Source organism: Roseovarius maritimus, assembly GCF_043355895.2.
Taxonomy (GTDB): domain Bacteria; phylum Pseudomonadota; class Alphaproteobacteria; order Rhodobacterales; family Rhodobacteraceae; genus Roseovarius; species Roseovarius maritimus.
Window position 1 is genome coordinate 13,458 of sequence record NZ_JBHFPF020000004.1, and the last position, 25,165, is coordinate 38,622.

Here is a 25,165-nt window from a genome sequence, read left to right on the forward strand (position 1 = left end):
AGAAAGAGATTAATGATGTCCCAATACAAGAAGCTCGCGCTGGAGCTCACGTGAAGGCGGTTCTGGAGATTCTGAAAGGTAACATCGGCGCTGGCTCCCAAACTGGTAGAAGATGTGATCCTCGTAATAAGGCGGCTTGCCGAAGATCACATAACCTTATTCATCGTCATGCACGAGGTTTACGGTCTCGCTCTAGCATCACGTGTTCACTCGGCGTGGAGGGGGCTTGATCTGTGGGCGAGATCGCGATGGCACCAGTAATGCCAGACCAAATTGACATGCTGGATTCTGCCCTGCGCCAGCTCGCGTTTGAATTGGGTGATCCCTACACCGCCGACCCCGCGGCATTGGCCGAAGCGGTCTGCGGTCCCACAGCATCTTGCATTGCACTGCTCGCCATTCAAGGTGCCAAACCGGTGGCTGCCGTGCTCGCTGCGCCAGCTTTCTCTACTAGCCAAGGTGGAGCGGGCATCTTCGTCAGCGATCTCTGGGTCGCGGAAAGTGCGCGTGGTCTGGGACTGGCCCGGCAACTGCTGGCCGCGACCATTCGGGAGGGTAGAAGCCGGAATGCCGGAAAATTTCTGAAACTCACGGTTTACCATGACAGCCTTGGCGCGCGCGCAGCATACGACCGGCTCGGCTTCATCGCATCGACCGATGAAACAAACATGATTTTAACCGGCGCAGCTCTCGAAGCGCTGACCGAGAGGGCATGGAGCCAACTTTGAAGATCGAAAATAAATGCGTCTTTTCATGATACATGACGCGATTGTATTCACCTGGAATTGGCGATGTGACCACAGCGGTGATGGCCTGCTCAACAGTATCAACTGGTGGCGCATGTTCTGAAAATCACCTATCTCGAAAAGCACTCTTTTGGTCTGACAACCTGTCAGTGAAGCAGTTATTGATTGTCCCGGTCGACATTTTGGTAGCCGGCACGGGAAGGTATAAGAATACTATTGGCGGTGTTGGTAAGGGCCGGAACAATTTTGGCGGTGATGCGATCATGATCCCACTGCAGTCCTGAAACCGAACACTGGACGGCCGCTGTGGCGCGTCCACTTGCGTCGCGTATAGGTGCTGCGATGCTGATTTCATTGACTAACGCTTGTCCTTGCGTAATCGAATATCCCTCGCGGGCGGCGTCGTCCACCTCACGCGCGATCTGGTCGCGATCCAGAATTGTAGCAGGAGTAACTGCGTATGTCGGCCAATCCCGCAGGGCTTCTGCGCGGCTTACCTGATCCCACGTGGAAAGAATTACTCGACCAGAAGCGGTCCCCAGTGCAGGCAATTTACTTCCCGCGATCGTGGCCGCAAATCTGGATCGCGTGTTGGGTAGACGGAATACATAAATGATGTGGCCGTCGGATAGCCTGGCCAGGTTGACTGTCTCGCCAATATCTCTCGACAAGTCGATCAGTTTGGGCATGGCAAGGGCCACAAGTGGGTCGGACCAATAATAGGCATTCGCCATTTCCAGCCATGCGAGAGACGGCCTGAACCGCCGCGTCACATCGTCTTTGTACAAGAACCCCTCAAGAAACAGCGTGTTCGCTAGCCGCTGCACTGAGCTCTTGTCGAGCCCAGTTTTGCGTACCAGCTCACTCAGGGACATCTCTGTTTCATTCATGTCAAAAGCACGCAAGATCCTCAGGCCCTTTGCGAGAGAGCCAACGAAGAGAGCGTTGGGTGAGTTGTCCATCTAGGGGCTCCTGAAATCGCGCCAGCGCTCTTGACACGCGCAAATGCGCTATGCTTGAATTAAAGTTAAATATACTGTATCGTTATTTAATACGTCATGCAAGGATCGCAAAATATCTTCTTATCAATGGAAGGTTGTTACCTCGCGCACGTAGGGACGGCGCGTTTCCTTCCAGAATTTGGCGTGGTCTGACTGCCCGTGGGCCGAAAGGGTAATTTTTCAAATCCATCAGTGGCCGGTCTGCAGCCATCAACTCGCGAACATCGCATCTAACTCAGGAGTGTCTTGAATGGACAAATCAAATTGCATCTCTCTAGCTGCGGCATTGTTTGTCGTGATTGGCAATGCGGGCTATGCCGACAAAGCGAACGATACGCTGAACGTCTCCATCGCGAAATCTCTGGAGAGCCTTGACAGCTATTACAGCAACTCCCGTGAAGGCATGGTGATGAGCCGAGCAATCTGGGACAATCTTTTGTATCGGGATCCAGTTACGAATGAGTACAGCGGAAACCTTGCAACGAAGTGGGAGTGGATCGACGACCTGACCATCGAGTTCAAACTGCGTGAGGGCGTTACGTTTCACAACGGCGAAGCCTTCAATGCCGATGATGTCGTTTTCACAATCGATTACGTGACAAATGTCGAAAATGGCGTGCTGTCGCAGAGCAATGTGAACTGGATGAAAAACGCGGAGAAGATTGACGACTATACCGTCCGTCTCAATCTCAAAACGACGTTTCCTGCTGCTTTGGAGTACCTGTCAGGGGCGATCGCAATCTATCCGGATGAATACTATGCCAAAGTTGGCGCTGATGGCATGAACATGGAACCCGTCGGCACCGGACCGTACCGAGTGACCTCGGTTGATCCGGGCAAGCGGTTCGTGCTGGAAGCGTTCGAAGACCGTTTCGAAAGCCCCAAGAAAAACGCGCAAATCAGCACTGTCGACGTGCGCGTAATTCCGGACGTGAATGCGCAACTGGCCGAATTGTTTACCGGCAACCTGGACCTTGTCTGGCAAGTGCCAGCGGATATGGCCGAGAAAATGGAGGGGCGCGAGGGTTTTGTCGTCAAGAACGAAAGCACGATGCGGGTTGCCTATCTGCCGATGGATGCCGCCGGAAGAACTGGCGCAGACAATCCATTTACAAAGCTTGAAGTGCGCCAAGCAGTAAACCACGCGATCGATCGACAAGCGATTGTGGACAACTTGCTCAAGGGTGAATCCAAAGTTATCTGGACAGCATGCTTTCCAAGCCAGTTCGGCTGCACGGAGGATGTGCAGAAGTATCCCTATGATCCAGAAAAGGCCAAGGCATTGCTGGCTGAAGCGGGCTACCCCAGTGGCTTCACTACCGATTTTTATGCCTACCGCGACCGTGAATATGCCGAAGCCATTACCAGCTATCTAAACGCGGTCGGGATCAAGACAAACTTTCGTATGCTGCAGTATTCGGCGCTCCGTGACCTGAACAGTTCAGGTGAAGTTCCGATCGGCTCGCTGACTTGGGGATCATCCTCGATCAACGATGCATCCGCCATGGTCAGTCATTTCTTTAAACATGGGGATCAGGATGATGCGCGCGATGATGCCGTTCTTGCCGCACTGGAAGCCGCCGACAGTTCGACCGACCCTGAAGTGCGCAAGGATAACTACGCAACCGCTTTGAATATCATCGCAGAGCAAGCGTACTGGGCGCCTCTCTTCTCATACAATACGAACTACATCATGACGGAACAGGTTTCTTATACGCCGACGACTGATGAGGTTCTGCGCTTCAACGAAGCCAGCTGGAAGTGACTCTGAAGTTTAGCCCGGGGGATCCGCGCAGATCCTTCGGGCTTGGTCGCGGACGGTTTTCAACAGTCGTCGAAGCAAAGACTTTCGACCCGCGTCTTTGCGGCAGATCGGCCCGATTTCGCTCGCTAGGTCCAAACACCATTCCAGAATGGCGGCGTCTGCGACCAGTTGCTGCCATTTCATCCCTTCTCGAGGTTTAGATGCCCCATTCACTTACTGTCGAAAGTGCTGAAATCCGTTCGATCCGGCTGCCACTGATCAACCCGTTCACCATTTCGAGCGGCACAATGCATCACAAGGAGTTCCCGTTGCTCACCTTGCGGAGCGGCAAACTGGAGGGGTATGGCGAAGGTGTGATGGACCCTTTGCCAAGCTATTTGGAGGATACGATTCCGGCTGCATTGGATCTGGCTGAAAATGCACTGCTACCGGCTGTTGTTGGGCAAAGCTTCGACAATCCGGCAGTATTCGAGCAGGTGCTTGCGCCGTGGCGAGGACACTGGATGGCCAAGGCGATGTTCGAGATGGCCTTCAGAGACCTTTGGGCTAAATCGCTTGGTGTGCCGCTCTCCACCCTCTTGGGCGGAGTGCGAACCGCGGTGCCGGTAGGTGTATCACTTGGAATAGACGATATCGATGCCACCGTGAAGAAAGCACAAGACCATGCAGCGAAAGGCTATCGACGGATCAAACTCAAGATCAAGCCGGGACATGATGTCGAGCTTGTCCGCGCGGTGCGAGACGCGCTGCCCAACACTCCACTGACAGTGGACGCCAACGCCGCCTACTCATTGTCCGATATGGATGTGATGTATGGGCTCGATACAGTGCGGTTGGATTATATCGAACAGCCCTTGGCTTACGATGATCTGCATGACCACGCTACCCTACAAGCTAGGCTGCGAACGTCGATATGTCTGGATGAAAGCATCCGCTCGGCGATGGATGCGCGCAAAGCTTTGCAGACCGATGCGGCGCGGGTCATCAACATCAAGGTGGGCCGCGTTGGCGGGTTTGGCGAGGCGCTGCGCATCCATGATGTTGCCGCAGCCTTCAACGCTCCCGTCTGGTGCGGGGGAATGTTGGAGGCCGGAGTGGGCCGTGCTCACAACATACATTTGGCCAGCCTCACCAATTTCATCCTTCCCGGCGACACCTCCAGTTCCAGCCGTTATTTCAGCACTGATATCGTGAACGAGCCCCTCGAGACAGATAACGGCTTGATGCCCCTCCCTTCGGGTCCCGGTATCGGAGTGACCCTCAACCGTGCTTTTATCGAAGAAACTACGACTGCATGTATCGAGCGCTGAGGATGAGCAATTGACCTTTCTTCTCAAGACTGCGCTTGGTTTTCCGGAAGCCGGTTTCGTTTTTGTGATACAGGTAGTTTAGATATTTCCAGCGTTGCCTGGAAATTCGCCTCAGCTTCGGCCGATGGGATATTTCGGATTGTTGCCAGAAGGCGGCGGTTAGTGAACTAATTCAGCCATTTAAAAGTGGCTTATTCGATCACGTCAAGGCTGCGCCGTCGGCCAAGGCGGTGGATAAGCTGCAGACGGGCGGTACCTCAAAGCGCTTTGGCCCCGTGTTTGTACTGCGCGTCTCCATTACCGCGCGCTCCGGCTTTCACAGATTTTCGAGAAACAGTGTCCAAATCGAACTCCCGCAACCAAAATTATTTACAAGATACCAGACACTTAGGCCGCCCTCAGGGCGGCTTTCGTGTTTTTGGCGTGTCGCAAGCCAGTGCAACACGTTCCTCAAAGACTACAAACGCTTAGTAAGCGTTTCCTGCCTGCCACCTTCCGTCTGTCATCATGATGGGTTCATTGGACCCTGTTGATTGTTAGACTGGATTTTCTCCATGGAGACTACATTGGAGGTTCTCCCGGTTGGCGGCCGGGGTCGCCGCAACCGGAAATGGCCGGGTGAACTGAAAGCGCGGATCGTAGCGGAAACGCTGGTGCCGGGCACCACCGTGAATGCTGTGGCGCGGCGGCATGGTGTGCCTGCGAACCACCTGTCCTCATGGCGGACGCTGGCGCGGACCGGGCGGCTGGTGTTGCCTGCGCCGGAAGATCCTGTAGAATTCGCGTCGCTGATCGTCGGTCCGTTTGAAGATGCGTCGCGTGAAGAGGCTGGCGCGGCGGATCGACCAGAGATTGTCATGGGCGCAGTGATGATCCGGCTGGAATCCGAGGCCTCGGCGGAGCGGATTGTTTCGGTTGTGCGTGGCCTGGAAGCCAGCCCATGATGTTCCCGTCAAACCGCGTGCGGGTTCTGGTCTCGACGCAGCCTGTGGACTTCAGGAAAGGTCATGATGGACTGACGGCAATTGTGTCGTCGGTGCTGCGCAAGGATCCATTCACCGGCACGGTCTTTGTGTTCCGGTCGCGCCGGGCGGATCGACTGAAGCTGCTTTACTGGGACGGCACCGGACTGGTGATGGCTTACAAGCGGCTGGAGGAGACAACCTTCACCTGGCCGGCGATCAAGGATGGGATGATGGCACTGAACCATGCCCAGTTCGAGGCCCTGTTTGCCGGGCTGGACTGGCGAAAGGTCAAGGCCTTGGAGATGCGCCCACCTGCTGCGGCAGAGTGAATCAATCGCTGTCTTTTGTGTGTTTTTACTGGGGTTTTATCGTATCCTGAGGACATGATCACGACACCCGCCATTGACCTATCCACCATCCCTGCCGCGCAGCGTGCGGCGGTTTTGACGTTGATGGAAAAGGTAGCGGCGCTCACGGAAATCACTCAGCGCCAAGAGCATCTGATCGCCGAACTGAACCATGCCCTGCACGGCAAACGGTCGGAAAAGCTGACCGAGGATGAGCGGCAGCTGGCATTTGAGGATCTGTCCATCGCACTGGCTGAAGTCGAGGTGCAGAAGGAGCATCTGGCCGCCAAGACAGGTGACAAGACGACAACCAAGCCTGCGCCAAAGCGCACGATTGGCAATCTCCCGGCCGCGTTGCCGCGCATCGAAGAGGTTATCGAGCCTGACAGTCTGATCTGCCCTTGTGGCTGCGGTATCATGCACAAGATCGGTGAAGACCGCAGTGAGCGGCTGGACATCGTGCCCGCGCAGTTGCGCGTCATTGTCACCGTGCGCCCGAAATACGCCTGCCGGACCTGCACCGACGGCGTGACCCAGGCTCCCGCACCATCGCACCGGATCATGGGTGCCCTGCCGACCGAGGCCACCATCGCCCATGTGCTGGTCAGCAAGTATGCGGATCATCTGCCATTATACCGCCAAAGCCAGATCCTGGCGCGGGCGGGTCTTGATCTGCACCGCGCTGTGCGGGCGGACTGGGTCGGCAAGGCGGCCTTCCACCTCAAGCCCGTCGTCGACCGACTGGCCGAACACCTGAAACGATCCGACAAACTGTTCATGGGCGAAACCACAGCCCCGGTGCTGGATCCGGGGCGCGGCAAAACCAAGACAGGATATCTCTGGGCACTGGCCCGCGATGACCGACCATGGGGCGGTGAAGATCCGCCCGGTGTGGTTTACTTCTATGCCCCCGGTCGGGCGGGCGCGAATGCCGAAACCTGCCTGACAGGCTTCGACGGCATCCTTCAGATCGACGGCTATCAGGGCTATAATCGGTTGACTAAACCCACGCGCAAGGGCGGTGCCCCCATTCGGGTGGCCCATTGCTGGGCGCACGCGCGCCGCAAGCTGAAGGAAGTCTTCGACCGCGATGGCTCAGAAATCGCCGCCGAAGGCCTGCGCGGCATTGCCGAAATCTATACCGTCGAAGCTGACATTCGTGGTATCTCCCCCGGCCAGCGATTGTCTGCCCGTCAGGCTCGCAGTGCCCCGCTGGTCGCAGCATTCAATGAATGGCTGCAGGCTGAGCGCCGCAAGATCTCTTCCAAATCCCGATTGGGCGAAAAGCTGACTTATATCCACAATCACTGGGAGGGGCTGCAGACTTTCCTGACCGATGGCCGCGTCGAGATCGACAACAACTGCGTCGAAAACCTGATCCGCCCTATCACTCTAAATCGGAAAAATGCGCTCTTCGCAGGTCACGACGAGGGCGGCATCGCCTCACTGATTGAGACCTGCAAGATCAACGGCGTCGAACCATTCGCATATCTCAAAGCAACCCTCACAGCCATTGCCCAAGACCATCCGCAAAGCCGCATCGACGATCTGCTGCCGTGGAACTTCAGGACGTCAAGCTGAACCGACAGTGCTGTCTCGCGACCGCTTACAACGCTTACTGAACTGGCCCCCTTTTTGACCGGACAGTCAGGCATAACCATGGAGGCTTAGGGATAGCCCTGAATACGTGCTTATGTCTGAGTATGAAATCATCACTGATGGCGTCCGCAGGCGTCGCTGGACGTCGTCCGAGAAGCTGCGGATCGTCGAGGAGACACTGGACGAGACCGCCAGCATCTCGGTCGTGGCGCGCCGCAATGGTGTGGCACCGAAGCCGCGTTATGCGCCAGCTTTTCGCTTGGCGCGGAGCTTCTGGACGATACTTGCGGCTTTCAGCCGTTCCCAAACCATCGCCAGAAATTCTGAAAAGGAGGGTGAGGCGTCGCCCAGACAATATCGCGCGACCACGGGATGCCGCAACGCATAGCGTTCAATCAAGGCGATCTCCATGTCCGACAGCATCGTCTTGTAGGGGCCAAGGTTGCTCGCCGTGATCGGCTGGGTCAATTCAGTCTGCGTGTACCCGGTCAGCAGACGCTTGCGCAGGGCGACGATGTCTTTCCTGAAATCGAGTTCGCGTCCGGCAAAGATCTCGGAGTGGATTCCCATGATCCGCTGCAAGAGGGTTGTCCCCGAGCGATGAACGCCCCCGACGAAAATGATCTTGCGATGGCTGCGCACCCTTGACCCTCGGGATGGATCGAGAAGATGCGACATCTCCAAGCGAAATGTCACTTACCCAATGACTTCCAATGGCATTATTTGAAACACTGAGGCATAACAAGAATATCATACGCGCCTCACGCACTGAGCTAAGTGATCTGGGGCCACCGACAGCGACCGGAGACACCTTCCCGAATGCCTCTCAAAGATTGCCGTTTCATTGACCTGCCCAAAATCGAGGATGCTCGCGGCAACCTGACCTTTATCGAGGGGATGAACCACATCCCATTTGACATCAAACGGGTCTATTACCTCTACGATGTGCCGGGCGGATCGGATCGTGGGGCGCATGCGCATAAGGGGCTGCACCAGTTTATGATCGCCATGTCCGGCAGCTTTGACGTGGTGCTCGATGATGGCGTGAACAAGAATCGATTTCACCTGAATCGTTCCTACTTCGGGGTCTACATTTGCCCGATGATGTGGCGGTATCTGGACAATTTTTCCTCCGGGGCGGTCTGCATGGTGCTGGCCTCAACCACCTATGACGAAAGCGATTACATTCACGATTATGATCAGTTCGTAGCCGCAGCAAAGACCCCGAGATGAGAGTTCCATTTCTTGACCTGAAGGCTGCCTATGACGAACTGGCTGGGCGGGCCGAGCCGGCGATGTTGCGGGCGCTGCGATCGGGCTGGTACATCCTCGGCCCCGAGGTCGAAGCCTTTGAAGGGGCTTTTGCCCGGTATTGCGGTGTTAGCCATGCAATAGGGGTTGCCAATGGGCTGGACGCCTTGCGTCTTGCCCTGATGGCCCTCGAGATCGGTCCGGACGACAAGGTTCTTGTGCCATCGAATACCTATGTGGCAACTTGGTTGGCAGTCAGCCAATGTGGCGCCATCCCAGTCCCGGTCGAACCCGATCGGGCCACCCACAACATAACCGCTGAAGGCATCCGCGCCGCCATGCAGCCCGGAGTGAAGGCCGTGATTCCCGTACATTTGTACGGCCAACCTGCCGACATGACAGCGATCTGCGCTGCAGCGACGGAATTGAAACTCAGTGTTATAGAGGACGCAGCGCAGGCGCATGGCGCCGCTTGGAACGGCCAGCGCATCGGCGGCCATGGCGACATGGCCTGTTGGAGCTTCTATCCTGGCAAGAACCTCGGCGCCGTCGGCGATGCTGGCGGGATCACCACCAACAATCATGCCTTGGCTGATCGACTGAGAATGCTGCGTAACTATGGCTCGCGAGAGAAATATCGGAACGATTATGCAGGCCTGAACAGCCGCTTGGACCCGGTGCAGGCCGCCTTTCTGGCGGTCAAGCTGGAAGCCCTGGAAGAATGGAACTGCCGCCGCGCCAAAGTTGCTGAAACCTATCTTGACGGGCTAACGGGACCAGATCTCATCTTGCCTCAGATCGCCCTTGGCGCGACCTCAGCGTGGCATCTGTTCGTCATCCGCCATCCGCGTCGTGATGCATTGGCCCAACGGTTGGCCGATATGGGTGTTCAGACGCAGATTCACTATCCCATCCCGCCACATGCGCAAAACGCCTATGCAAGTCAGGCACTTTCAGACCAGGAGCTTCCCTTGGCAACCCAATTGGCCCGTGAAGTTCTGAGCTTACCCATTGGGCCGCACCTAAGCGAGCGGCAGAGCTTCCAGGTCATTTCCGCCGTAAACAAAATCCTGATTGATTTGTAGGCTTGGAAAAGTCCACAAGCGTCGTCCCGGAGCCGTGGCTGTGAGATAATGCGCTTGAGATGCAAAGGGAACGTGTTGTGACCAGATCCAGCATGGCGTGCGATGATCGGCACCCAAATCACCGAGAGTTTTTTTTAGCGACAACACCTCCTGTGTCGTAGTCACCGCTCTCCTCTACATAGGTGAAGCACCCCCGTTGTTCGCTCTAGGTCAATGCACCTTCCCGCAACCAACTTTAGCGAACTCTCGCAACCAGCCAAGCCCAGCCCTTCGGCGGGCTTTGTCGTTTCCAGAAGTTCCAACAGCTTACCACGCAGTTCCAGTAGGTAGTACCGTTTGACGCCGTCCCAATCTACAACGGCAAAGTCGGTCAGGCTGTGCAGCTCCTCTCTGGCGCGGCCGGAGACGTCCTCATCCGGCACGGTCGCCGCGAGATCACTGATTCAGCGTCTGTGGTGCGCATGGCTTTCCTGATTGATCTGACTCTCAGTCCGAGCGACCTGATACGTGTTTTTCTCTAGTCCTGTCGACCATCCGGGAACGACTTGCGGTGACCTTGCCTCAAAGATGCTGCCGTGAGCCAGGAAAGGCCTGACCATGCGGTCTCATGACTGTCCTGCCTCTGCGTTCTTCCGAGCAAGGGTTGTTCTTTCTTCCGACCTGAGCCAGCAGCCGGGAAGACGAGTGGAGGCCACTTTCTGACCAGCTAAACGTGCACATGAACATTACAGGTGTTGCTCTTTACGAAAAACATCCATATACCATCCATATGGATGGAGAAATCATATGAGCAATGTCAGACAGCTGCGGGACAAGATCCCCGATAGCGAGAAAATCACCATCAATCTCGGCTATGTCGATCTGGGGCGGATCGACCTGCTGGTACAGGAGGGGTTCTACTCCAATCGCAGCGACTTCATTCGCACCGCGATCCGCAATCAGCTGAACAGTCACGCCGAGATCGTGAGCAAGTCTGTCGAGCGCCATACAATGGAGCTGGGCCTGCGCGACTATACCAAGGCTGATTTGGAGGCTTTGCGCGACGCCGGTGAGGTGCTGCATGTCAAGGTTGTGGGCCTGGCCCGTATCGGTCCCGACGTGACGCCGGATCTGGCGCTGCAAACCATCGGGTCGATCACCGTTCTGGGCGCTTTGCAGGCGTCCCCTGAAATCAAGAAGGCGCTCGCAGACCGCATCCTCTGAGCCAAACCAACCTTAGACAAGGATAAAGACATGTTCGATTTCAACGCCGGCGCAGGGCGCCCGGTGAACGATGCTGCACGCCTGGAGCGGCGTGCCGCGGCTCAGGATTTGGTGCAGCGCACTCTTGCGAGGCACGGGCTCGTGCCCTCGGGCAGCCCGACGCAGCACGGCGCACAGGGCCTGACGGGCCTTTTGCAGAACGTGCTGCCCAAGGCTGGGCTGGACCTGGGCACCGGCGCGTCGCCGCAGAGCCTGCTGATTCCGGAGGGTGCAGAGTTCCTCTTGGCAACGCATCAGGGCAGGAGCGGTAGCCGCGCCTATCGCACTTACGTGCCCGCCTTAGCCGAGGCGGGCGTCTCGGGCATCGTGATGATGCTGCATGGCTGCACGCAGACGCCCGAGGATTTCGCGATCGGCACCGGCATGAACGCGCTTGCCGACCTGGGTGGGTTCATCGTGATCTACCCCGAGCAGTCACGTGGCGCGAACGCGCAGACCTGCTGGAACTGGTTCAGCCCCAATGATCAGCGCCGCGACCGGGGCGAGCCTGAGATACTGGCCGGTATCGCCCGCAAGGCGATGTCCGACCATGACGTCCCGCCGACGCGCATCTTTGTCGCCGGACTGTCAGCAGGGGCCGCGATGGCAGTGATCCTCGGGCAGACCCACCCGGATGTCTTTGCGGCCGTGGGGGCACATTCGGGTCTGCCCTATGGGGCCGCGAAGGATGTCGCATCCGCCTTTGCCGCGATGGCGGGGCAGGGGCAGCATCAGCACGTTACGCGCAACGCCGCGCACACCCGCACGATCGCTTTTCACGGCAGCGCCGACAGCACGGTTCAGCCTGCCAACGGCGCGGCCATAATTCGAGATGCCGACGAGCGGGCCGGACCGTCTCAGATCGTGCAGACGACGCACAACGGCAGCGCATCAGGCCGGGCCTATTCCGTGACGACCAGCATCGGGCCGGACGGGCGCAACCATCTGGAGCACTGGGTGATCGACGGCCTCGGCCACGCCTGGTCGGGCGGGCAGCCCGGCGGCTCTTACACTGACCGACGCGGCCCCGACGCGAGTGCGGAAATGGTTCGCTTCTTCTTTGACACCAAGGATTGATTGACATGACACCGATGACATTGACCTTCGACGCCATCAGCGAGAAGGCCCCCGCCGAGAAGTGGCACAAGCGCTGGCTTCGCTCATGGCCCGCCTATGAGGCCTGGTTCGTCGCCCACGGAGGCGATGCCGGGCCGGACAGGCGCGCCTGCCGATCCGCGCTGGGGCGATACATGCCGGAATTGTTGCCGGTCTACGATCAGCTTGTGGCGATAGCGGGCGGCGGGGATCGCGCCGCGCGATTCCTCTCCACCTGGTGCCCGCCGCGCTACCTTGGAGGCTGCTCACTCGCGGCGATGTCGGACGGCAATGACGTGCGCCTGTTGCGCAATTACGATCTGTCGCCGGATCTGAACGAGGGTCTGCTTTTGCGCAGCGAGTGGACCGGCAGGCCGGTCATGGGCATGGTGGAGTTTCTCTGGGGGCTGTCTGATGGCATCAACGATGCCGGGCTTAGCATCGCATTGGCTTATGGTGGACGGCCCGAAACCGGCGCGGGCTTTGGCGTCACGACCATTCTGCGCTACGTGCTGGAAGTATGCGAAAGCGTCGATGAGGCGCTGGCGGTGCTGGACCGGGTTCCATCGCACATGGCCTATAATATCGTTCTGGCGGATGCATCGGGCGCGACGGCCAGCGTGGAATTGGCCCCCGGCGGCGGGGCCAAGCGGATGCCGCATGCCATCGCGACCAACCATCAAAGCGATGCGTCCTTGCCGGATCAGGCCCCTTTCACCCGCACCTATGAGCGGCACACGCATCTGAAGGCGCTTCCATCCAGCGCGCGGGACTTGCATATCGCCTTCACCAGTGCCCCCCTGAGGCAGGACCGTTTCGCTGAAGGGTTCGGCACGCTCTTTACTGCTGAGTATGACCCTGATGCGCGGTCCCTTCGCCTGATCTGGCCGGACGAGGACTGGCACCAGAGCCTTGGGCGGTTCGAAGAGGGCCAGAGCACCATTGATTTTGCGTCTGGCTCCGCTCCTCCGGATCTGAGCCATGAGTGGGGCGCCGAAATAGACTGGTCTCTAGCTGCGCAAGTGGATTGGATGCAGGTTGGACGGGACTACGCCGCTGGCAACGGACGCCCGATTGCAGCCTATCTGTGCGGCACGACCGCTACCTGAGCGGCTGGGGTCCTCAAGGGCAGGGGCAAAATCCGTCTGAGCGGGGGCGTGCTGCGGCCCGCCCCCCGTTAGAAAACAAACGCTGGCAGCCATGTGGCCAAGGACGGGACGAACCAGATCAGCAGAACTCCCAACGCCTGCAAGCCGATGAAAGGGATAACGCCCGCGTAGATATGGCCGGTGGTCACCTCCTTCGGTGCCGCGCCGCGCAGGTAGAACAGCGAAAATCCGAAGGGCGGCGTCAGAAAGCTGGTTTGAAGGTTGATCGCGATGAGGATGCCCAGCCAGATAGGATCATGACCCATCACGATCAGCGGCGGCACGACCAGCGGCAGCAGAATGACCGAGATCTCGACGAAATCGAGGAAGAACCCGAGCACGAAGATGAACACCATGCTGAAGACCAGTGCGCCGGTCGGCCCGCCCGGCATGCTGAGCAGCAGATGCGCCACCCGGTCCTCGCCACCCAGCCCGATGAACACCAGCGAGAAGATCCCAGCCGCAAGGATCGTGGCAAAGATCATCGACGTCATGGTGAGCGTCGAATTGACCGCCTCCTGCACCACATCCTTGCGCAGCGCCGAGCGGAGGGCAAGGGCGATGGCGATGCCACCGGTGATGGCCAGAACCACGTAAAATCCGCCCGCGATATACGAAGCGGTCTCCAGATCGCTGCGCTGCAGCCGCACCGGGAACAGCCCGGCGAATATGCCCAGCGCGACCAGCGCGGCGGTGCCCAGCATGATGAGCTTGGCGCTGACGCCCAGCCGTATGCCAGCCATCAGCAGCGCGCCGATGGCGCCCACCGAGGCCGCCTCGGTCGGGGTGGCGATACCGCCGAGGATGGCACCCAGAACGGCGAAAATCAGCAGGATCGGCGGGATGATCGCGCCGATGACCTCGGCGCGGTCCGGTCTTGGCTGATCAAGCGCGACGGGCGGCATGTCCTGCGGGCGCAACACGCCGCGCACCACGATATAGACGAGGTAAAGACACACCAGCACCAGCCCCGGCACGATTGCGGCAGCAAAGAACTGCCCCACTGACAGGGCCTCGACCGAGAACTTGCCCTGCTCGTATTGCGCCTGTTGAAAGGCGTTCGACATGACGTCGGCAAGGATGATCAGCAGCGTCGAAGGCGGAATGATCTGGCCCAGCGTGCCTGCGGTGCAGACGATCCCGCTGGCCACGCGCGGATCATACCCGGACCGCAGCATCGTGGGCAGTGCGATCATGCCCATCGCCACAACGGTTGCCCCGACGATGCCGGTCGAGGCCGCCAATAGCGCGCCGACCAGCACGACAGAGATGCCAAGTCCGCCGCGCAGCTGGCCGAAAAGACGCCCCATCGTATCCAGCAATTCCTCGGCGATGCGGCTTTTCTCCAGCAGCGCGCCCATCAGCACGAACAGCGGAATGGCGATCAGCACCTGATTGCTGATCAGCCCGAACACCCGCTGCCCCATCGACCCCAGCAGCGAGATATCCATGACGCCCAGCATCCAGCCCAGATAGGCAAAGGCGATCCCGACTCCCGCGATGCTGAAGGACACCGGAAAGCCCGACAGGATGGCGACCATCAGCGCCGCGAACATGATCAGGTCGAGATATTCGGTCATTGCCGCGCTTTCGGGGCCAAAAGACGGATCAGGAGCGCAACTGACTGAAGCATCACCAGAATGCAGAAGAGGGGGATCAGCGTCTTGAGCAGAAACACCGCCTCGATCCCGCCAACGGAAATGGGCCCCTCAAGGATCTTCCACGAATTACGGACCGACGGCCACGACCAGTAGAGGAGGGCGGCCATGGAGGGCAGCAGCAGGAAGAGATGGCCGAAGATGTCGATCCGCCGCTGGCCCGCGGCGCTGAGATTGGCAAAGAACACGTCGACGCGCACATGCTTGTCCACCAGCAGCGTATAGCCCGCGCCCAGCATGAAGAGCGTGGCGTGCAGGTACAGGACGCTTTCCTGTGCGGCGATGGAGTTGACGCCAAAGACATAGCGCCCGACCACGATGGCGAACTGGATCAGCACCATGAAAAGCGCGAGCCAGCGCACCACATGCGCAACGCCGGAATTCAGACTGTTGATCGCGGCTGCGATACGGATCATGTGCGCCCCTGTTTTCGTGGCCGTAGCGGTGCGCGGATTTCCCCGCGCACCGCTATCGGATCAATAGCCGAAAAGGCCCGCGCGGGCGTTCATCTGGCCGTTATCGGCATAGGTCATATAGCCGCCGACGCTGTCGCGATAGGCGACAAAGCTCTCGGTGATGCGCTGGACCAGCTCGTCATCGTTCTGGCGCAGCTCGTCGATCACTTCCTTGGCGGCGTTGCCCATCGCGGTGATGACATCCTCGGGGAACATCTTGACCATCACACCCTGCTCCTCGACCAGCGATTTCAGCGACAGCGCGTGCTTCGTCGTGTATTCCGTCCAGACCGGGTTGTAGAGGCTCTCGCACGCAAAACCGACCGCCTGTTTCAGGTCTTCGGGCAGCTCGTCATAGGCCGCGCTGTTGACGCCGCATTCCTCGGCCGAGGACGGCTCGCCTACGCCGGGCCAGTAGTAATTCTTGGCCACCTGGTAGAAACCGAGCGCGGAATCAGTCCAGGGGCCGATGAATTCGCCCGCATCCAGCGCGCCGGTCTGCAGCGCCTGGAACATGGCCGGCCCGCTCATCGCCTCAGCGGCGACGCCCAGTTTGGTCATCATCTCGGACGCGAGGCCCGTGGTGCGGAACTTCATGCCCTTGAGGTCTTCGGCCGAATTCAATTCCTCGCGGAACCATCCGCCCCATTGCGGGCCGGAATTGCCGCACAGGAACGGCTTGATGCCAAAGCGGCCATACATCTCGTCATAAAGCGCCTGACCGCCGCCATGCGCCAGCCAGCCGAATTGCTCGTCCGCGCGCAGGCCGAAGGGCTGCGAGCCGAACAGAAGAATGCCCTTGGATTTGGACCCCCAATAGGCGGGTACAGCGTGATAAAGCTCGGCCGTGCCTTCGCTGACCGCGTCGAAAACGCCCGGCCCTGGCACCAATTCGCCTGCGGCATAAAGCTTGACCTCGATCCGCCCGCCCGACAGCGCGGTGATGCGGTCGGCCAAGTTCTGCGCCGCCACACCCGGCCCGGGCAGATTTTTCGGCCATGCGGTGACCATTTTCCACTGGCGCTTGTCCTGCGCGATTGCCGGGCTTGCCAGCGCCGTTGCGGCGGCGCCTACTGCGCTGGCCTGAAGGAACTTACGTCTTTGCATGGGTCTCTCCTTGTTGGTTGGCTGTCTGGCCCGGTTTATGACTGTGTCGGACTTGATCTTTGATCTAGGCATGTAATCGTCAGGCCAGCAATCCCCGCGCGATGATCGTCCGCTGAATTTCCGATGATCCCTCGTAGATGCGGAAAATACGCAAATCGCGCAGGTAGCGCTCCAAAGGGAAATCACGAGTATAGCCATATCCGCCGTGGATCTGCAGCGCGCGGTCGGCAATGCGCCAAGCCGCCTCCGATGCATAGAGCTTGGCAAAGGCCGATTCCGTCGAATACCGCTCTCCCGAGCCGCGCTTGACCGCAGCCTGCATTGCCAGAGCGCGCGCGGCGGCCAGTTCGGTCGCGTTGTCGGCCAGCATCCATTGCAAACCTTGGAAATCCGCGATTGGGTGACCGCCCACCTTGCGCTCCCTGGCGTAGGAAATTGCCGCTTTCTGGGCGGCAGCGGCGATGCCGGTGGCCTGCGCGGCCACCTCGATCCGGCCATTGTCGAGCACTTTCATAGCGGTCTTGAACCCGCTTCCCTCGGGGCCGAGGAGGTTTTCGCCCGGCACGTGACAATCCAGCGAGATACCAAAGACATGCCCGCCCTTGAGGCCCATCGTCCGCTCATTCGGCGCGATCTCGATACCTTTCGTCATCTTCGGCTCGGCGAGGAACGCGCTGACGCCGCGTGCGCCCGCCTGCCTGTCGGTCTTGGCAAAGACCACCATGAAATCCGCCGCCCCCGCATTGGAGATGAAGCATTTGGAGCCTTTGATGCGATAGCCATCCCCCTCGCGGTGCGCGAAGGTGGACATGTCGGCAGGGTTCGAGCCTGCCTGCGGTTCGGTCAACGCGAACGCGCCCAATGTTTTGCCCGCCGCCGCATCCGGCAGGACGCGCGCGCGCATCGCCTCGTCCGCGCCCAGCAGGAGCGCGTCGGTCGCCAGGAAATGCGCCGTCAGCATCGACGCGGTGGACCCGCAGGCACCGGCAATGGTCTCGACCGCCGCATAGAGCGCGGGGCCGGAGAGGCCGAGGCCGCCATAGGCCTCAGGCAGGTTCATGCCCATGAGGCCCATCTCGGCCATGGCGGGCAGGTGCCGCGTGGCAAAAAGCGATTCCTCGTCGAGGCGCGCGGCCTCGGGGGCGAGCCTTTCGGCGGCAAAGCGTTCGATCTGGTCGATCACGGCGCGTTCGTCGTCGGTCATGGGATAGGTCATGCAAAATCTCCTGTGGCGAGCGAGGCGAGGATCTCCGCCGCATCCGCGTTTAACGCTGGTGCGGCTTGGCGGCCGGCGCGTGCCGCGCCGCTGAAATGGATGGGCTGTTCGGGCACGCGCAGACGGCCCAGCAGCGGATGATTCACGTCCGAGGCCAAACCGCGATCCATCGCTTGCGGCGAATTCCACGCCTCGGCGACGGACTGGATTTCGGCAGCGGGGATGCCCGCATCCGATAGAAGCTGGACGATCTCGGACGCGGGGTGCAGGGCGGCCCATGCCTCGATATGCCCGGCCAGCGCAGGCTCGTTCGTGCGGCGCAAGCTATCGCTGGCGAATTGCGCCTCGCCGGCCAGTTCCGGCTTGCCGATCACGTCGCAGAAGGTCGCAAAAAGCCTGTCATTCAGCACGGCAACGGCAAAATGGCCGTCCTGCGCAAGATATGTTCCGAAAGGCGCCGACAGGGGATGGCGATTGCCCGTGCGCGTGGGCGTCTCGCCGCCCATCAGCGTCCGGCAGGCAAGGACCGGCATCATCGAGGTCAGCGCGTCGAAAAGGCCCACATCCACATACCGCCCCTTGCCCGTGCGGCTGCGGTCGAAAAGAGCGACCATGGCGCCCCAGGCAGCAAAGAGCCCGCCCGCCACATCGGCAAGCGCCTCGCCCACCATGGTCGGCTGGCCATCGGGCTCGCCCGTTGCGTCCATGAGGCCGCTCATCGCCTGAATGATGATGTCATAGGCGGGTTTTTTGGCGTTCGGCCCCGTCTGCCCGAAGCCAGAGACCGAGACATAGACCAGCGCCGGATCTTCGGCCATCAGCGCGGCGTGGCCAAGGCCCAGCTTGTCCATAACGCCGGGACGGAAATTCTCGACCAGAACATCGGTATCACGCAGGAGCGCCCGAACGGTCGCGATGCCCTCCGCCGTCTTGAGGTCCAGAACGATCGACCGCTTGCCCCGGTTCACGGTCTGGAAAAGCAGGCTTTCACCATCCAGAAACGGGCCGATATGGCGATAATCGTCGCCTTGCGCGGTCTCGATCTTGATCACCTCCGCGCCGAGGTCCGCCATCATCGCGGTGCAATAGGGTCCGGCCAGAACCCGGGTGAAATCGAGGACGCGCAGACCGGCAAGCGGTTTGGTGGAATTGTCTGTGGTGCCGGGTGGCATGATACCTCTCCCGTTAATCTGGCTGGAAGATATCGGGAGCGAAGCTATAACTAGAAATACAGTCTGAAAATATGGGAATTAATGAAACCTATACCAATCACCCTGCGCCAGATCGACTATGTGATCGCCAGCGCCGATACCGGCAGCACCGCCGCCGCCGCGCGCCTGCTCAGCGTCTCGCAACCTTCGGTGTCGCTGGCCATCGCCAAGGTCGAGGCGCATCTGGGCCGCCCGCTTTTTGCCCGCGCTGCGGGGCAAGGCGTGCTACCGACCGCGTTCGGACGCCTCAAGCTGGGCGAATTGAGGCAGCTGCGCGCGAGGGCAGAGCGGGTGCTTGTGGTGGGCGATGCCACGCCTGATGTGATGGATCTGGGAGTGTTTTCAACGCTGGGGCCCAGATATGCGCCGGCCTTGGTGCGTCGATTTGAACAGGCCCATCCGGGCACGCGGATACGCCTCCATGAGGGAGATATCGAGGCGCTTTCCAACTGGCTGGAAAGTGGCCAGATCAACGTCGCCTTGACCTATGATTTCGGCCTGCCCTCGACATGTCACATCATGCCGCTTGCCAATGTACGGCCCTACGGGCTGCTACCCGCCGGTCATCGCCTGGCCGGGCGAAACGAAGTCACACTTGCGGAATTGCTCTGCGACCCGCTGATCTTGATGAGCCTGCCGCAAAGCCGTGGTTATTTTCTGACGCTGGCCCAGATGCACGGCGTCACCCCGCAGATCGCTTATGAGACCGGGTCGGTCGAGATGTTGCGGTCTATGGTGGCGAACGGGATGGGTGTCGGGTTGATGGCAACGGATATTCCGCACGGCACCGCGTATGATGGGGGCGCAATCATCCGAATGCCCCTTGCGGGTGATCTGGTCGCGCACCGCATCGCCCTTGTCAGATCAAAGCGGCTGCAGACAGATGCCGTTACGCAGGCATTCTGCCGCTATGCCGCCAATTTTTTTGAAGGGTGAGACGAAACGCTGCCCAGCCCGAAGGCTTCAAACTCATCAACCTGCCGGGACCGAATTTGGGGACTCTCCTAGCGGCTTCGCGTTACCGGGCCGTTGCCTGATCCGATGCCTCGTAATCCCCAACTCATCACACCGCGTATCCGGTCAGGTCGCACAGTTCTTGCAAAAGGGCGTCGCCGGGAGCAGGTCGAGCCGCGCAGTCGAGATGTCCTCGCCGCACGACTGGCAAACTCCGTAGGTCCCGGCCTTGATCCGGTCCAACGCCGCATCGATCCGCCTGACCTCCGCCAGCTCCGCCTGGCCAAGCGACTCCAGCACTTCATCACCCTGCCGCTCGGACGAACGGTCCTCCCAGTCCTTCGGCTGGACCTCGTCAAGTGTGTGCTCGACCGTCTCCAGATGCTTGGTCAGTTCTGCCCGCCGCTCCCGCAGGGTCGTTTCGCGTTTTGCGATGTCCATGTTGCGTTCTCCTTTGAATTTGGATGAGAATGCATCACGGTAAAGGATGCAGCCTTGATTTGAGTCAATCAAGGTGGCGGCTGCGCCATCTATCCAAGACAAGGCATAGGTGGGGGTGCAGGAAAGGATACCTCGCAGCAGTGTTGATGGCCCGGACCCGGAATGGTAGTTTCACTCGATCCTCTGTGGACACGGCCTCTGCGCGGCAGGGTCGACGCCTCGTGACCGGATCGCGCGGATCGTGGCGGCCCGATCACGACCGCAGGCAGATCCGGACGGGGTAGAGGCGAGCGATGGTTCAGCACAGCGAAGATATGCCTCTGGGACAGTCCGGCGGCCAGACGGAAGATGCCGCGCCCACCGCCAAGGTGGAGGAGGGCCACCTGATCCTGTCCGGTCGGCTGCTGATCGACACGGTCGCGGCGCTGGAGTGCGGGGGGCAGGGCGCGAGCGCCATTGATATCACGCGTGTCAGCCACATGGATACTGCCGGCGCGTGGTATATCGTGGATGCGCAGCGGCGTTTGGCCGGCGGAAAGGCCGAGGTGTCCATTCTCGGCGCCGACGACATGCAGGAGCAACTGATCGAGGTTGTCCGCCGCAACATGCCGCCGGAAGATATCGGGAGTGCGAGGCGCATCTCGCTAACAGACCGGATCGAGTCATTGGGCCGGAAAACAGCCGCCAGTGCACGGATTGCCGTCGAATTGACCGGCTTTCTGGGGCAAGTCATCGCGGCGCTGGGCAGCATGGTGATCCATCCGCGCCGCCTGCGGCTGACCTCGCTGGTGCATCACATGCAGGAGGTGGGCTGGAATGCCATTCCCATCGTTGCGCTGATGTCGTTTCTGATCGGTGTGGTGCTGGCATTTCAGGGCTCGGTCCAGCTTCGTCAGTTCGGGGCCGAGGTGTTTGTCGTGGACCTCATTGCCATTTCGGTGCTGCGCGAGCTGGGTATCCTGCTGACCGCGATCATCGTCGCTGGCCGGTCGGGGTCGGCCTATACCGCTGCCATCGGGTCGATGAAGATGCGTGAGGAGGTCGATGCCATGCGTACGCTCGGCCTTGATCCGATCGACATTTTGGTCGTGCCACGAGTGCTGGCGCTGGTTCTCATGCTGCCGGTCCTCGGTTTGATCTCGGACATATCGGGATTGGTGGGCGGCGCCATGATGTCCTGGATCGAGCTGGGCGTATCCCCCGCCGTCTTTCAGGCTCGGCTGGTCAGCAACACGGATGTCTGGCACTTTCTGGTTGGCATGATCAAGGCGCCCTTCTTTGCCATGATCATCGGGATCATCGGCTGCTATGAGGGTCTCAAGGTGGGCGGCAATGCGGAATCGCTGGGACGGCTGACGTCGACCTCGGTGGTGCTTTCGATCTTCATGGTGATCGTGGCGGACGCCATGTTCTCGGTGGTTTTTGCGCTGATAGGAATATGATGAACGACGCGGAGCCGATCATAAAAGTGCGCGGCCTGACCAAGGGCTTTGGCAGCCACAAAGTGCATGAGGGGCTGGACCTCGATGTGCGCCGGGGCGAGATCATCGGCATCGTCGGTGGCTCGGGTACAGGCAAATCCGTGCTGCTTCAGCAGATTGTCGGTCTTCTGAAGCCCGATGGCGGCAGTATCGAGGTGTTTGGCCAGAGCGTTGAAGGCACGTCGCCCGAGCATTATCGCCAACTGCGCCGCCGCTGGGGCGTGATGTTTCAGGACGGCGCACTCTTCTCGTCCCTGACCGTGCGCCAGAACGTCGAGGCTCCGATGCGCGAGCAGCTGGATCTGCCGGACGCGTTGCGCGAGACACTGGCCGGGATCAAGGTGCGCATGGTCGGACTGGAGGAGGTCGCGCAGACCAAGTTCCCGTCCGAGCTGTCGGGCGGTATGCGCAAACGGGCCGGTTTTGCCCGCGCCATCGCGCTCGACCCCGAAATCGTGTTTCTGGACGAGCCGACGGCGGGGCTTGACCCGATCGGCGCGGCGGCCTTCGACACTTTGATCCGCAAATTGCAGGCTGCGCTGGGCCTGACTGTCTTTCTGGTGACACATGATCTGGATTCGCTGCATGCGATCTGCGACCGTATCGCCGTGCTGGCCGAGAAGAAGGTGCTGGCGGTCGGCACCATGGCCGAGTTGATGAAGGTGGATCATCCTTGGGTCCACGAGTACTTTCACGGCCCCCGCGCCCGGGCAGCCCTGGCAACCGAACAAGACGAAAAGGTTCAGTGATGGAAACCCGCGCGAATTACATCCTGATCGGCGCCTTCACGCTGCTGGGCATCATCGGCAGCCTGATATTCGCCGTGTGGCTGTCGAGCGTTCAGCTGGACCGGCAATACGCTTACTACGGCATCCTGTTCGACGATGTGTCGGGGCTGGATTCTGCGGGGGACGTGGTCTTCAACGGCATCAATGTGGGCCGCGTGATCGACGTGCATATCCACGATCCTGACCCGTCCAAGGTCTATGTGGGGATCGAGATCGACGCGACGACGCCGGTGCGCGAGGATACCGTGGCGCAGCTCAGCACGTCCGGTGTGACCGGGGTTGCCTATATCTCGCTGACAAACCGGAGCGCCGACGCAGCGCCGCTGACCTCGGATGATGGAACGCCGCCCATCATTCCCTCGCGCCGCTCGACCGTGCAGCAGCTGGTCGAGGATGCGCCCGATCTGATTACCGAAGCGACCGACCTGCTGAAACAGTTTCAGCAGATCGCGGGGCCCGAAAACCAGGCTTATGTAGAGAACATACTCAGTAATCTCAGCGATGCGTCCGGTGGCCTGGAGCAGGCACTCAGCGATTTTTCGGACATCACCAAGACCGTGGCGGATGCGACCGAACAGATTGCCGGATTCGGCGCGCGCCTCGACACGCTGGGCGCGGCGGCCGAGACGACGCTGGCCAATGCGGACCAGACACTGACCTCGGCCACCGGCGCGTTCGACTCGGCCAAGGCGGCCATCGACACGACCGGCACCGCCATCGACAGCGCGGGCGCCGCCTTTGCCGAGGCCGAGGCCCTCATGCGCGATCAGGTGCCGCAGATCGCCACGCAGATCTCGCAGACGGTCGAGGCGCTGAACAAGGCGGTCGGCGATATATCCGAGCGGTCGGTCACCACGCTGGAAGGGTTCGATGAGACGGCGGCCCTCTTGAACGCGCGGCTGCAGGAGCTGGAGCAGACGCTGTCGGATGCCAGCACCTCCTTCACCGCCGTGACCGACGCCTCGAACAGCGTCAACACGCTGGTTGCGGGTGACGGCACGCTGTTGGTGGCGGATGCGCGCGAGGTTCTGGCCAGTGCGCAAAGCGCGATCTCCAAAATCGAGACGGTCATAGATCAGGACGTGCCCGCCGTTGTGGAGGATATCCGCGGCGCCGTATCCTCGGCCTCGGTCGCGGTGGACAATGCGGCGCGCGATCTGACCGAGTTCACCAATGGCCTGACACCCTTGGCGGAGGACACGCGCACGGCGGTCAACGCCGCCACGGATCTTTTCCAGCGGGCCAACATCACGCTGGCCAGCATCGACGGCTCGCTGGTCGCCGCGGATCGGGCGCTCGGCTCGGCGGAGAAGGCATTCGACAGCGCCGACGAGGTGATCTCGACCGATCTGGGCCCGGTGCTGTCGGACATCCGCGCGGCGACGGAGCAGATCGGCGGCGCCGCCGATCAGATTTCGACCGACCTGCCACAGATCACCACGGATCTGCGCGCCCTGATCGGCCGCGCGGATGATGTGGTCGCGCAGGTTCAGGCCACGGTCGCCGACGCCGCGCCGGGCATTCGCAATTTCACCGGCAACGGCCTGAACGAGTTGGGGCGCCTCAGCGCCGAGGCCCGCGTGCTGGTCCAATCCCTTGAAAAACTGGTGCGCCGCATCGAACGAGACCCCGCACGGTTCCTTTTGGATGAACGCGTGCCCGAATACCGGAGATGACAAGATGCAAATGCTGACCCTCACCCGCCGCGCCGCAATGCTGGGCGCCGCTGCCAGCCTTGGCGGCTGCAGTGCGCTGTCGTCGCTCAACGCGGCGGCGACGCCGCTGGACACCTATGATCTGTCGCCCGCCGCCGGATCGACTGCGGGCCGCAGATCAGGCCGCACGCTGCTGGTGGCCTTGCCCAATGCGCCCGCGTCGATCACAAGCGATCGGATCATGGTGAAACCGGGCGCGGCCGCGGTCACCTACCTTCCTGATGCGCGTTGGTCCGATGAATTGCCCGCGCTGGTGCAATCGCTGCTGGTGCGTTCGATCGCGGGCACCGGACGCATGGGATATGTCGGCCCGAACGAGGCCGGGCCCGTGCCCGATCTGGCGCTTTTGCCGCGCATCGACGCCTTTCAGGTCGAGATCACCGGTGAGGCCGCAGTAGCCAAGATCGACATCAGCCTGACATTGCTGCGCGACAGGGATCAAAGCGTGATCAAGACGGCGGTCTTCCGCAACGAGGTGGCCGCGGCCAATGATACGCCAACCGCCATCGTCGCCGCGTTCCAGGCCATTCTCGACGCGCACCTGCCCCAGATGGCGAACTGGGCCGCCACCGGGTAAGAGGCGCC

General features: G+C 60.4%; 24 protein-coding genes and 1 pseudogene. 17 read left to right on the forward strand and 8 right to left on the reverse strand.

Annotated features, from left to right (window positions below; translation table 11 throughout):
* Nucleotides 1–233: 233 nt before the first annotated feature.
* Nucleotides 234–728: a GNAT family N-acetyltransferase gene (locus ACEWPM_RS09650; protein WP_393964066.1), complete on the forward strand. Its 495-nt coding sequence runs from the start codon at nt 234–236 to the stop codon at nt 726–728.
* A gap of 176 nt (nt 729–904) precedes the next feature.
* Here the strand turns inward: ACEWPM_RS09650 and ACEWPM_RS09655 are convergent, their stop codons facing one another.
* Nucleotides 905–1,708 carry an IclR family transcriptional regulator gene (locus ACEWPM_RS09655; RefSeq protein ID WP_393964067.1) on the reverse strand — a complete coding sequence of 268 codons (804 nt, stop codon included), beginning with the start codon at nt 1,706–1,708 and terminating at the stop codon, nt 905–907.
* A 289-nt stretch (nt 1,709–1,997) separates the two neighbouring features.
* Between ACEWPM_RS09655 and ACEWPM_RS09660 the strand changes: the two genes are divergently transcribed.
* The 6 genes and pseudogenes from ACEWPM_RS09660 to ACEWPM_RS09685 all read left to right on the forward strand — a co-directional run.
* Nucleotides 1,998–3,512 (forward strand): ABC transporter substrate-binding protein, encoded by a 1,515-nt coding sequence (locus ACEWPM_RS09660; protein WP_393964068.1) that lies wholly within the window; start codon nt 1,998–2,000, stop codon nt 3,510–3,512.
* Between the two features lie 200 nt (nt 3,513–3,712).
* A complete protein-coding gene (gene menC / locus ACEWPM_RS09665; RefSeq protein WP_393964069.1) occupies nt 3,713–4,822 on the forward strand; it encodes an o-succinylbenzoate synthase in 1,110 nt (369 codons plus the stop codon).
* Nucleotides 4,823–5,376: 554 nt separating this feature from the next.
* Entirely contained in the window at nt 5,377–5,766 is a 390-nt protein-coding gene (locus ACEWPM_RS09670; protein ID WP_393964070.1) for a transposase, read from the forward strand.
* On the forward strand, nt 5,763–6,116 hold the full coding sequence (gene tnpB, locus ACEWPM_RS09675; RefSeq protein WP_393964071.1) for an IS66 family insertion sequence element accessory protein TnpB: 354 nt from the start codon (nt 5,763–5,765) through the stop codon (nt 6,114–6,116). The genes ACEWPM_RS09670 and tnpB overlap by 4 nt, the downstream gene beginning before the upstream one ends.
* A 123-nt stretch (nt 6,117–6,239) precedes the next feature.
* Nucleotides 6,240–7,715: an IS66 family transposase gene (gene tnpC, locus ACEWPM_RS09680; protein ID WP_420768019.1), complete on the forward strand. Its 1,476-nt coding sequence runs from the start codon at nt 6,240–6,242 to the stop codon at nt 7,713–7,715.
* Nucleotides 7,716–7,827: 112 nt separating this feature from the next.
* Nucleotides 7,828–7,977, forward strand: a pseudogene (locus tag ACEWPM_RS09685) (transposase); the annotation flags it as partial.
* Here ACEWPM_RS09685 and ACEWPM_RS09690 read toward each other — a convergent pair.
* Nucleotides 7,974–8,411, reverse strand: coding sequence for a sulfotransferase (locus tag ACEWPM_RS09690; protein WP_393962203.1), 438 nt, complete (start codon nt 8,409–8,411; stop codon nt 7,974–7,976). The pseudogene ACEWPM_RS09685 and the gene ACEWPM_RS09690 overlap by 4 nt on opposite strands.
* Before the next feature lie 141 nt (nt 8,412–8,552).
* Between ACEWPM_RS09690 and ACEWPM_RS09695 the strand changes: the two genes are divergently transcribed.
* The 5 genes from ACEWPM_RS09695 (at nt 8,553) to ACEWPM_RS09715 (ending at nt 13,515) form a co-directional block, all read left to right on the forward strand.
* Entirely contained in the window at nt 8,553–8,966 is a 414-nt protein-coding gene (locus tag ACEWPM_RS09695) for a sugar 3,4-ketoisomerase (RefSeq protein ID WP_393962202.1), read from the forward strand.
* Nucleotides 8,963–10,069 carry a DegT/DnrJ/EryC1/StrS family aminotransferase gene (locus tag ACEWPM_RS09700; RefSeq protein ID WP_393962201.1) on the forward strand — a complete coding sequence of 369 codons (1,107 nt, stop codon included), beginning with the start codon at nt 8,963–8,965 and terminating at the stop codon, nt 10,067–10,069. The genes ACEWPM_RS09695 and ACEWPM_RS09700 overlap by 4 nt, the downstream gene beginning before the upstream one ends.
* A gap of 786 nt (nt 10,070–10,855) precedes the next feature.
* Nucleotides 10,856–11,272 carry a CopG family transcriptional regulator gene (locus ACEWPM_RS09705; RefSeq protein WP_393962200.1) on the forward strand — a complete coding sequence of 139 codons (417 nt, stop codon included), beginning with the start codon at nt 10,856–10,858 and terminating at the stop codon, nt 11,270–11,272.
* 30 nt (nt 11,273–11,302) lie between these two features.
* Nucleotides 11,303–12,388: an extracellular catalytic domain type 1 short-chain-length polyhydroxyalkanoate depolymerase gene (locus tag ACEWPM_RS09710; RefSeq protein WP_393962199.1), complete on the forward strand. Its 1,086-nt coding sequence runs from the start codon at nt 11,303–11,305 to the stop codon at nt 12,386–12,388.
* A 5-nt stretch (nt 12,389–12,393) separates the two neighbouring features.
* Nucleotides 12,394–13,515 (forward strand): C45 family autoproteolytic acyltransferase/hydrolase, encoded by a 1,122-nt coding sequence (locus ACEWPM_RS09715; protein WP_393962198.1) that lies wholly within the window; start codon nt 12,394–12,396, stop codon nt 13,513–13,515.
* 68 nt (nt 13,516–13,583) lie between these two features.
* Here ACEWPM_RS09715 and ACEWPM_RS09720 read toward each other — a convergent pair whose 3' ends face one another.
* From ACEWPM_RS09720 to ACEWPM_RS09740, 5 genes are all read right to left on the reverse strand, one after another.
* The gene (locus ACEWPM_RS09720) at nt 13,584–15,134 is read right to left on the reverse strand and encodes a TRAP transporter large permease (protein WP_393962197.1); all 1,551 of its coding nucleotides are present in this window, start codon (nt 15,132–15,134) and stop codon (nt 13,584–13,586) included.
* On the reverse strand, nt 15,131–15,628 hold the full coding sequence (locus ACEWPM_RS09725; protein WP_393962196.1) for a TRAP transporter small permease subunit: 498 nt from the start codon (nt 15,626–15,628) through the stop codon (nt 15,131–15,133). The genes ACEWPM_RS09720 and ACEWPM_RS09725 overlap by 4 nt, the downstream gene beginning before the upstream one ends.
* Nucleotides 15,629–15,688: 60 nt before the next feature.
* Complete coding sequence (locus ACEWPM_RS09730; RefSeq protein WP_393962195.1) at nt 15,689–16,774, reverse strand: TRAP transporter substrate-binding protein; 1,086 nt, start codon at nt 16,772–16,774, stop codon at nt 15,689–15,691.
* Nucleotides 16,775–16,853: 79 nt separating this feature from the next.
* On the reverse strand, nt 16,854–17,990 hold the full coding sequence (locus tag ACEWPM_RS09735; protein ID WP_393962194.1) for an acyl-CoA dehydrogenase family protein: 1,137 nt from the start codon (nt 17,988–17,990) through the stop codon (nt 16,854–16,856).
* A complete protein-coding gene (locus ACEWPM_RS09740; protein WP_393962193.1) occupies nt 17,987–19,162 on the reverse strand; it encodes a CaiB/BaiF CoA transferase family protein in 1,176 nt (391 codons plus the stop codon). The genes ACEWPM_RS09735 and ACEWPM_RS09740 overlap by 4 nt, the downstream gene beginning before the upstream one ends.
* Before the next feature lie 81 nt (nt 19,163–19,243).
* Between ACEWPM_RS09740 and ACEWPM_RS09745 the strand changes: the two genes are divergently transcribed.
* Nucleotides 19,244–20,137, forward strand: coding sequence for a LysR family transcriptional regulator (locus ACEWPM_RS09745; RefSeq protein ID WP_393962192.1), 894 nt, complete (start codon nt 19,244–19,246; stop codon nt 20,135–20,137).
* A gap of 144 nt (nt 20,138–20,281) precedes the next feature.
* On the opposite strand, the gene ACEWPM_RS09750 is transcribed toward ACEWPM_RS09745, so the two are convergent.
* Nucleotides 20,282–20,596: a TraR/DksA family transcriptional regulator gene (locus ACEWPM_RS09750; protein ID WP_393962191.1), complete on the reverse strand. Its 315-nt coding sequence runs from the start codon at nt 20,594–20,596 to the stop codon at nt 20,282–20,284.
* A gap of 293 nt (nt 20,597–20,889) precedes the next feature.
* Here ACEWPM_RS09750 and ACEWPM_RS09755 point away from each other — a divergent pair, with 293 nt between their 5' ends.
* Genes ACEWPM_RS09755 through ACEWPM_RS09770 form a run of 4 tightly spaced genes read left to right on the forward strand, consistent with a single transcriptional unit; the run spans nt 20,890 to nt 25,157 of the window.
* Nucleotides 20,890–22,038: an ABC transporter permease gene (locus ACEWPM_RS09755; protein ID WP_393962190.1), complete on the forward strand. Its 1,149-nt coding sequence runs from the start codon at nt 20,890–20,892 to the stop codon at nt 22,036–22,038.
* Complete coding sequence (locus ACEWPM_RS09760) at nt 22,035–22,826, forward strand: ABC transporter ATP-binding protein (RefSeq protein WP_393962189.1); 792 nt, start codon at nt 22,035–22,037, stop codon at nt 22,824–22,826. Before ACEWPM_RS09755 ends, ACEWPM_RS09760 begins: the two co-directional genes overlap by 4 nt.
* Nucleotides 22,826–24,541: an MlaD family protein gene (locus ACEWPM_RS09765; RefSeq protein WP_393962188.1), complete on the forward strand. Its 1,716-nt coding sequence runs from the start codon at nt 22,826–22,828 to the stop codon at nt 24,539–24,541. Before ACEWPM_RS09760 ends, ACEWPM_RS09765 begins: the two co-directional genes overlap by 1 nt.
* Nucleotides 24,542–24,545: 4 nt before the next feature.
* A complete protein-coding gene (locus ACEWPM_RS09770; protein WP_393962187.1) occupies nt 24,546–25,157 on the forward strand; it encodes an ABC-type transport auxiliary lipoprotein family protein in 612 nt (203 codons plus the stop codon).
* Nucleotides 25,158–25,165 lie beyond the last annotated feature (8 nt).

What these genes read in the sequence shown, in the direction of transcription:
- ACEWPM_RS09720 (WP_393962197.1), bottom strand. Translation starts at nt 15,134, where the DNA reads ATGACCGAATATCTCGACCTGATCATGTTCGCGGCGCTGATGGTCGCC.
- ACEWPM_RS09715 (WP_393962198.1), top strand. Translation starts at nt 12,394, where the DNA reads ATGACACCGATGACATTGACCTTCGACGCCATCAGCGAGAAGGCCCCC.
- ACEWPM_RS09725 (WP_393962196.1), bottom strand. Translation starts at nt 15,628, where the DNA reads ATGATCCGTATCGCAGCCGCGATCAACAGTCTGAATTCCGGCGTTGCG.
- ACEWPM_RS09770 (WP_393962187.1), top strand. Translation starts at nt 24,546, where the DNA reads ATGCAAATGCTGACCCTCACCCGCCGCGCCGCAATGCTGGGCGCCGCT.
- ACEWPM_RS09670 (WP_393964070.1), top strand. Translation starts at nt 5,377, where the DNA reads ATGGAGACTACATTGGAGGTTCTCCCGGTTGGCGGCCGGGGTCGCCGC.
- menC (WP_393964069.1), top strand. Translation starts at nt 3,713, where the DNA reads ATGCCCCATTCACTTACTGTCGAAAGTGCTGAAATCCGTTCGATCCGG.
- ACEWPM_RS09760 (WP_393962189.1), top strand. Translation starts at nt 22,035, where the DNA reads ATGATGAACGACGCGGAGCCGATCATAAAAGTGCGCGGCCTGACCAAG.
- ACEWPM_RS09705 (WP_393962200.1), top strand. Translation starts at nt 10,856, where the DNA reads ATGAGCAATGTCAGACAGCTGCGGGACAAGATCCCCGATAGCGAGAAA.
- ACEWPM_RS09655 (WP_393964067.1), bottom strand. Translation starts at nt 1,708, where the DNA reads ATGGACAACTCACCCAACGCTCTCTTCGTTGGCTCTCTCGCAAAGGGC.
- ACEWPM_RS09745 (WP_393962192.1), top strand. Translation starts at nt 19,244, where the DNA reads ATGAAACCTATACCAATCACCCTGCGCCAGATCGACTATGTGATCGCC.
- ACEWPM_RS09730 (WP_393962195.1), bottom strand. Translation starts at nt 16,774, where the DNA reads ATGCAAAGACGTAAGTTCCTTCAGGCCAGCGCAGTAGGCGCCGCCGCA.
- tnpB (WP_393964071.1), top strand. Translation starts at nt 5,763, where the DNA reads ATGATGTTCCCGTCAAACCGCGTGCGGGTTCTGGTCTCGACGCAGCCT.
- ACEWPM_RS09740 (WP_393962193.1), bottom strand. Translation starts at nt 19,162, where the DNA reads ATGCCACCCGGCACCACAGACAATTCCACCAAACCGCTTGCCGGTCTG.
- tnpC (WP_420768019.1), top strand. Translation starts at nt 6,240, where the DNA reads ATGGAAAAGGTAGCGGCGCTCACGGAAATCACTCAGCGCCAAGAGCAT.
- ACEWPM_RS09660 (WP_393964068.1), top strand. Translation starts at nt 1,998, where the DNA reads ATGGACAAATCAAATTGCATCTCTCTAGCTGCGGCATTGTTTGTCGTG.
- ACEWPM_RS09695 (WP_393962202.1), top strand. Translation starts at nt 8,553, where the DNA reads ATGCCTCTCAAAGATTGCCGTTTCATTGACCTGCCCAAAATCGAGGAT.
- ACEWPM_RS09690 (WP_393962203.1), bottom strand. Translation starts at nt 8,411, where the DNA reads ATGTCGCATCTTCTCGATCCATCCCGAGGGTCAAGGGTGCGCAGCCAT.
- ACEWPM_RS09750 (WP_393962191.1), bottom strand. Translation starts at nt 20,596, where the DNA reads ATGGACATCGCAAAACGCGAAACGACCCTGCGGGAGCGGCGGGCAGAA.
- ACEWPM_RS09710 (WP_393962199.1), top strand. Translation starts at nt 11,303, where the DNA reads ATGTTCGATTTCAACGCCGGCGCAGGGCGCCCGGTGAACGATGCTGCA.
- ACEWPM_RS09765 (WP_393962188.1), top strand. Translation starts at nt 22,826, where the DNA reads ATGGAAACCCGCGCGAATTACATCCTGATCGGCGCCTTCACGCTGCTG.
- ACEWPM_RS09700 (WP_393962201.1), top strand. Translation starts at nt 8,963, where the DNA reads ATGAGAGTTCCATTTCTTGACCTGAAGGCTGCCTATGACGAACTGGCT.
- ACEWPM_RS09735 (WP_393962194.1), bottom strand. Translation starts at nt 17,990, where the DNA reads ATGACCTATCCCATGACCGACGACGAACGCGCCGTGATCGACCAGATC.
- ACEWPM_RS09755 (WP_393962190.1), top strand. Translation starts at nt 20,890, where the DNA reads ATGGTTCAGCACAGCGAAGATATGCCTCTGGGACAGTCCGGCGGCCAG.